Below are 7202 nucleotides of genomic sequence, written 5' to 3' on the forward strand. Positions count from 1 at the left end.
GGTATGAGCCAGCAAGGACTGGAAGCGCTACTGCGACCAAAATCGATCGCGGTGATTGGCGCATCAATGAAGCCCCACCGCGCGGGTTACCTGATGATGCGTAACTTGTTGGCGGGCGGATTCAATGGCCCCGTCCTTCCCGTGACGCCCGCCTGGAAAGCCGTTTTAGGCGTCATGGCCTGGCCGGATATCGCCAGTCTTCCTTTCACCCCCGATCTGGCTATTTTATGCACTAACGCCAGCCGTAACCTGGCGTTACTGGACGCGCTTGGCGCGAAAGGGTGTAAAACGTGCATTATCCTTTCTGCTCCCACGTCGCAACATGAAGAACTTCTTGCCTGTGCCCGGCATTATAAAATGCGTCTGCTGGGTCCAAACAGTCTTGGACTCCTCGCGCCGTGGCAAGGGCTGAATGCCAGCTTTTCTCCCGTCCCGATTAAACAGGGCAAGCTCGCTTTTATTTCCCAGTCTGCCGCCGTTTCCAATACTATTCTTGACTGGGCGCAACAGCGTGAAATGGGCTTTTCCTACTTTATCGCGCTGGGCGATAGCCTGGATATTGATGTCGATGAACTACTGGACTATCTGGCGCGCGATAGCAAGACCAGCGCAATTTTGCTCTATCTGGAACAGTTAAGCGACGCCCGCCGTTTTGTTTCCGCCGCCCGTAGCGCTTCACGTAACAAACCGATTCTGGTGATTAAAAGCGGCCGAAGCCCGGCAGCCCAGCGTTTACTTAATACCAGCGCGGGAATGGACCCTGCGTGGGATGCGGCCATCCAGCGCGCAGGCCTGCTGCGAGTCCAGGATACGCACGAGCTTTTTTCCGCCGTCGAAACACTAAGCCATATGCGTCCGCTACGCGGCGACAGACTGATGATCATCAGCAATGGCGCCGCGCCTGCCGCGCTGGCGTTAGATGAGTTGTGGTCGCGTAACGGCAAACTGGCGACGTTGAGCGAAGAGACCTGCCTGCAATTACGGCAGGCGCTTCCCGCGCACATTGATATTGCCAATCCGCTGGATCTGTGTGATGACGCCAGCAGCGAACATTACGTCAAAACGCTGGATATCCTGCTCGCCAGTCAGGATTTTGACGCGCTTATGGTTATCCACTCTCCCAGCGCTGCCGCGCCGGGTACGGAAAGCGCCCATGCCCTGATCGAGACGATTAAGCGCCACCCCAGAGGCAAGTTTGTTACGCTGCTGACAAACTGGTGCGGCGAGTTTTCGTCTCAGGAAGCAAGACGGCTATTCAGCGAAGCCGGATTACCAACCTACCGCACGCCGGAAGGCACGATTACCGCGTTTATGCATATGGTGGAATACCGGCGTAACCAGAAGCAACTGCGGGAAACGCCAGCGTTGCCGAGTAACCTGACGTCCAATACCGCTGAGGCGCATAATCTGTTACAGCGGGCGATTGCGGAAGGCGCCACCTCACTGGATACCCATGAAGTACAGCCGATTTTACACGCCTATGGGCTGCATACGCTCCCAACCTGGATTGCCAGCGACAGCGCTGAAGCGGTGCATATTGCCGAACAGATAGGTTATCCGGTAGCTCTCAAGCTGCGCTCGCCCGACATTCCGCATAAATCTGAAGTTCAGGGGGTCATGCTTTACCTGCGGACCGCAAGCGAGGTACAACAGGCCGCAAACGCCATTTTCGATCGTGTAAAGATGGCCTGGCCGCAGGCGCGGATTCACGGTTTGCTGGTACAAAGTATGGCTAACCGCGCCGGCGCGCAGGAGCTGCGTGTGGTGGTCGAGCACGATCCGGTGTTTGGTCCTTTGATTATGTTGGGTGAAGGCGGTGTAGAGTGGCGTCCGGAAGAGCAGGCGGTCGTCGCGCTGCCGCCGCTCAACATGAATCTGGCGCGCTATCTGGTGATTCAGGGCATTAAACAGCGGAAAATTCGCGCCCGTAGCGCGCTGCGTCCGCTGGATATTGTCGGTTTAAGCCAGCTGCTGGTCCAGGTTTCAAACCTGATTGTCGACTGCCCGGAAATTCAGCGTCTGGATATCCATCCGCTGCTGGCTTCCGCCAGTGAGTTTACCGCGCTGGATGTGACGCTGGATATTGCCCGGTTTGATGGCGATAACGAAAGTCGACTTGCGGTACGCCCCTATCCCCACCAGCTCGAAGAGTGGGTGGAGATGAAAAACGGCGATCGCTGCCTGTTCCGTCCGATCCTGCCGGAAGATGAGCCCCAACTGCGACAATTCATCGCCCAGGTCACCAAAGAGGATCTTTACTACCGTTATTTCAGCGAGATCAACGAATTCACCCATGAAGATTTAGCCAACATGACGCAGATCGACTACGATCGAGAAATGGCCTTTGTGGCCGTGAGGCGGATGGACAACGCTGAAGAGATCCTCGGCGTAACGCGCGCGATCTCCGATCCTGACAACGTAGATGCCGAATTTGCCGTATTGGTGCGTTCAGATCTCAAAGGGTTGGGTTTAGGACGCCGTTTAATGGAGAAATTGATTGCCTATACTCGCGATCACGGATTGAAGCGGCTGAACGGTATTACGATGCCGAACAATCGCGGCATGGTCGCGTTGGCCAGAAAACTGGGATTTCAGGTCGATATCCAGCTCGAAGAGGGCATCGTGGGATTGACGCTGAATCTGGCCAAATGTGATGAATCATGAGTAATGTACTGGAAATGTTGACCACTTTAACGGGTACTGATGTTATTATTGCTCGCTTATGTCGTCTGCATAGCACAGAGGACCCTTCAATGAACAGAGAAGAAATGCACTGTGATGTTGTCAAAATTTAAGCGTAATAAACATCAACAACACCTTGCCCAACTCCCTAAGATTTCTCAGTCAGTTGATGATGTAGATTTCTTTTATACTCCTGCTACTTTTCGGGAGACACTGCTGGAGAAAATCGCCAGCGCGACGCAGCGTATTTGTATCGTTGCCCTGTATCTGGAACAGGACGATGGGGGTAAAGGTATACTCGACGCGCTCTATGCGGCTAAACGGCAGCGTCCTGAACTGGACGTGAGGGTGCTGGTCGACTGGCATCGCGCGCAACGCGGGCGCATTGGCGCAGCAGCCTCGAATACCAATGCAGACTGGTATTGCCGACTGGCGCAGGAAAACCCCGGCATTGATGTCCCGGTTTACGGCGTACCGATTAATACGCGAGAAGCGCTTGGCGTACTGCATTTTAAAGGCTTTATCATTGATGATAGCGTCCTGTACAGCGGCGCCAGCCTGAACGATGTCTATCTCCATCAGCATGACAAATATCGCTACGATCGCTACCAGCTGATTCGCAATCGGCAAATGGCAGACATCATGTTTGACTGGGTGACGCAAAATCTGATGAATGGCCGTGGTGTGAATCGTCTGGATAATACGCAGCGTCCGAAAAGCCCGGAGATTAAAAACGATATCCGCTTATACCGTCAGGAGCTGCGGGATGCGTCATATCATTTTCAGGGTGACGCTAATGACGAGCAACTCTCCGTTACGCCGCTGGTCGGGCTTGGAAAATCCAGTCTGCTGAACAAAACCATTTTCCATCTCATGCCCTGTGCGGAGCATAAGCTCACCATTTGTACCCCTTATTTCAATCTACCAGCGGTACTGGTGCGGAATATTATTCAGCTACTGCGCGACGGAAAGAAAGTCGAAATCATTGTTGGCGATAAAACCGCGAATGATTTTTACATTCCGGAAGATGAACCGTTCAAGATCATTGGCGCGTTACCCTATCTCTATGAGATTAACCTGCGCCGCTTCCTGAGCCGTTTACAGTATTACGTCAATACCGATCAGCTTGTGGTGCGTCTGTGGAAAGATGACGACAATACCTATCATTTGAAAGGGATGTGGGTAGATGATAAATGGATGCTACTCACCGGCAACAATCTGAATCCTCGCGCCTGGCGTCTGGATCTGGAAAACGCCATTCTGATCCACGATCCTAAGCAAGAGCTTGCCCCTCAGCGGGAAAAAGAGCTGGAACTTATCCGAACGCACACAACCATCGTAAAACATTATCGTGACCTGCAGAGCATTGCCGACTATCCGATAAAAGTGCGTAAATTGATTCGCCGTCTGCGCCGGATCCGCATCGACAGATTAATTAGCCGTATCCTGTAATCGAAGCCCCGTCCTGTACGGGGTTTTCTCTTAGGAGTGAACTGGTGCGCGTGTTGATTCCTTTTACGGTGTTGTTTCTCTCCGGGTGCAGCCATCTGGCTAACGACCGCTGGAGCGGTCAGGATAAAGCCCAGCATTTTATGGCATCAGCGATGCTATCGGCAGCCGGTAATGAGTATGCGCGTCGCCAGGGAGTAAGCCCTGACCGCAGCGCAGCGATAGGGCTGATGTTTTCTTTGAGTCTCGGAGCCTCAAAAGAACTCTGGGACAGCCGCCCGGAAGGCAGCGGCTGGAGCTGGAAAGATTTTGTCTGGGATGTCGCTGGCGCGACAACCGGTTACGCTATCTGGCAAATGGCGCGATACTAAAGGCGCAAGCCCTTTCCTTTACGGTGCAACATCAGCGAAACCAGGAAAGCCAGAACGGCCATCGCGGTAACATACCAGAAGAACGAACTCTCCATACCGACAGATTTTAGCGACAGCGCGACATATTCCGCAGAGCCGCCAAATAACGCGTTTGCTACCGCATAGGATAAACCGACGCCCAGGGCGCGAACCTGCGCCGGAAACATCTCCGCTTTCAGGATCCCGCTAATCGAGGTATAGAAACTCACAATCAATAGCGCGCACATCACTAAAGCAAATGCGGCATAAGGCGACGTCACATTCTGCAACGCGGAGAGAATTGGAACGGTGAAAAGCGTCGCGAGCGCGCCAAAACATAGCATAGAAGTGCGCCTGCCAATCTTATCGGATAACGCGCCGAATAACGGCTGCACCAACATGAAAACACACAGCGCGACCGTCATAATGCCGCTGGCGACATTGGCATGCATACCTGCTGTATTTACCAGATATTTCTGCATATAGGTGGTGAAGGTATAAAAGCACAGCGAGCCTGCCGCGGTGAAACCAAGCACCATCAAAAAGGCTTTGCGATTACGCCACAAACCTTTCAATGAACCGGCTTCTTTTAACGCGCGAGTCTCATGCTTCGAGGTTTCATCCAGCTGGCGACGTAGCCATAACGCCACAACTGCCAGCACGGCGCCCAGCGCAAAGGGAATACGCCATCCCCAGGCACGAAGCTCAGCATCCTCCAGAACCTGCTGCAAAATCACAACGACCAGCAATGCCAGTAGTTGGCCACCGATAAGCGTAACGTACTGAAACGAGGCGAAAAATCCCTTACGACCTTCAAGCGCAACTTCACTCATATATGTCGCGCTGGTCCCATACTCTCCCCCTACCGAGAGCCCCTGAAATAACCTTGCAATAAGTAGCAGCGCCGGTGCCCAGGTGCCGATGGTATCGTAACCAGGTAAGCAGGCAATCACCAGCGACCCCATGCACATCATGCACACCGAAATCAACATTGAGGCTTTGCGCCCGCGTCGATCGGCAATGCGTCCAAACAGCCAACCACCGATAGGTCGCATTAAAAAACCGGCGGCAAAGACGCCTGCCGTTTGCAAAAGCTGAGTGGTGGTATTACCAGAAGGAAAGAAGATATGTGCAAAATAGAGCGAGCAGAAAGAGTAGACGTAGAAATCAAACCATTCCACTAAGTTTCCGGAAGATGCCCCCACGATAGCCCATATGCGTCGCCGCATCTCCGGAGCCTCAGCGTTGTTTTTATCTATACGCTGAATAATTTCTGCCATACTGTTCTCCTTGTTGCCAGGCTTAATCGGCCTTTTATTTTGGAGATTCAGATTACGCGAGACCAAAAAGTAAATAAAGTGTTAATTATTTGTTTGCTAATTTTTATCCCCACCGTGCCTGATGCTGGCGTTTCCGTTTCAGATAGTCTTCGTCCTGACGAATTTTATCCCACCAACCTTTGAAAACCGTTGCCGCCGCGGCCTTAATAGGATCATTACCCCGTGTATTCAGGCTGCCGTCTTCTGCATACTTTTTACCGCCTTTATAGTTAGCGTATCGCCTGGCGCGGGTGTATCCCATCTGAATAAATTTACGCGCCATGTCCATACCAACGAAATCATCCTGCTGCCGGTAAGCTTCGAACAACTGGTAGATCTGCTCTGCGGATTTCATCGCCGATGCTTCATCTTTATAGCGCCAGAAAGGAAGAATTTCGCTTTTGTAGGGTTCAACCAGTAGCACCCCCTGCTCGCCTCGTCCAACCTGATACAATTCAGGCTGCTGGCGGAAGTCGATGCTGGAAAAGTCTTGCTGGTAGTTAAAAGGTTTGATAGCCAATGAAAATCCTCACTGCTTATATAAGCACGTGTAAAGGATAGTTCATCGTTAACGATTGGGTGGGTTGTGCTCTTATCGGTTCTACAATAGCACCAGATTCGTAGGCGGGATAACTCCTGTAGGCCGAATAGGCGAAGCCGCCATCCGGCGGTGCAGGTTGCCTGATGGCGCTGCGCTTATCAGGCCTACGATTTTACAGTTACCGCACACGCAAAAAAGCCCGTCCGTCAGAACGGGCTTCTTCACTTGTCTGATGCCTGGCAGTTTATGGCGGGCGTCCTGCCCGCCACCCTCCGGGCCGTTGCTGCGCAACGTTCAAATCCGCTCCCGGCGGATTTGTCCTCCTCAGGAGAGTGCTCACCGACAGACCACAGATAAAACAAAAGGCCCAGTCTTTCGACTGAGCCTTTCATTCTATTTGATGCCTGGCAGTTCCCTACTCTCGCATGGGGAGACCCCACACTACCATCGGCGCTACGGCGTTTCACTTCTGAGTTCGGCATGGGGTCAGGTGGGACCACCGCGCTACGGCCGCCAGGCAAATTCTGTTGCCAGAAACGAATCTTTTACACCGATGCTGCGTTGGCTGCATTCGCAAAGTCAGTCACATACTTCAGTATGCTCCTTCCTTTCCTTCATTTGCCGCCTTGCCTCAGCGTAAAATCTTTCGTTCCCGAAAATCCGGAATCAGTGCTGAAAATTGTTCGTCTTCTCATCCGCCAAAACATCTTCGGCGTTGTAAGGTTAAGCCTCACGGTTCATTAGTACCGGTTAGCTCAACGCATCGCTGCGCTTACACACCCGGCCTATCAACGTCGTCGTCTTCAACGTTCCTTCAGGAGA

At 52.7% G+C, this 7202-nt stretch carries 5 protein-coding genes and 2 rRNA genes; 3 read left to right on the top strand and 4 right to left on the bottom strand.

Annotated elements, in window-relative coordinates; all coding sequences use genetic code 11:
- Positions 1-3 precede the first annotated feature (3 nt).
- From pat to J4614_RS18495, 3 genes are all read left to right on the top strand, one after another.
- Positions 4-2664 (top strand): protein lysine acetyltransferase, encoded by a 2661-nt coding sequence (gene pat, locus J4614_RS18485; RefSeq protein WP_024155020.1) that lies wholly within the window; start codon positions 4-6, stop codon positions 2662-2664.
- A 114-nt stretch (positions 2665-2778) separates the two neighbouring features.
- The gene (gene pssA / locus J4614_RS18490) at positions 2779-4134 is read left to right on the top strand and encodes a CDP-diacylglycerol--serine O-phosphatidyltransferase (RefSeq protein ID WP_000949286.1); all 1356 of its coding nucleotides are present in this window, start codon (positions 2779-2781) and stop codon (positions 4132-4134) included.
- 44 nt (positions 4135-4178) lie between these two features.
- Entirely contained in the window at positions 4179-4502 is a 324-nt protein-coding gene (locus J4614_RS18495) for a YfiM family lipoprotein (RefSeq protein WP_208293281.1), read from the top strand.
- On the opposite strand, the gene J4614_RS18500 is transcribed toward J4614_RS18495, so the two are convergent.
- The 4 genes from J4614_RS18500 to J4614_RS18515 form a co-directional block, all read right to left on the bottom strand.
- Complete coding sequence (locus J4614_RS18500) at positions 4499-5800, bottom strand: MFS transporter (protein ID WP_000807818.1); 1302 nt, start codon at positions 5798-5800, stop codon at positions 4499-4501. The two genes, J4614_RS18495 and J4614_RS18500, sit on opposite strands and share 4 nt — an antisense overlap.
- 103 nt (positions 5801-5903) lie before the next feature.
- The gene (locus J4614_RS18505) at positions 5904-6359 is read right to left on the bottom strand and encodes a DUF4385 domain-containing protein (protein WP_000985653.1); all 456 of its coding nucleotides are present in this window, start codon (positions 6357-6359) and stop codon (positions 5904-5906) included.
- Positions 6360-6782: 423 nt separating this feature from the next.
- Positions 6783-6898, bottom strand: a 5S ribosomal RNA gene (gene rrf / locus J4614_RS18510).
- A 201-nt stretch (positions 6899-7099) separates the two neighbouring features.
- Positions 7100-7202 (bottom strand): 23S ribosomal RNA (locus J4614_RS18515); the annotation flags it as partial.

It is taken from the genome of Salmonella sp. 32031103-2018-00083-FB-01-SM-01 (assembly GCF_017571995.1).
Lineage (GTDB): Bacteria > Pseudomonadota > Gammaproteobacteria > Enterobacterales > Enterobacteriaceae > Salmonella > Salmonella enterica.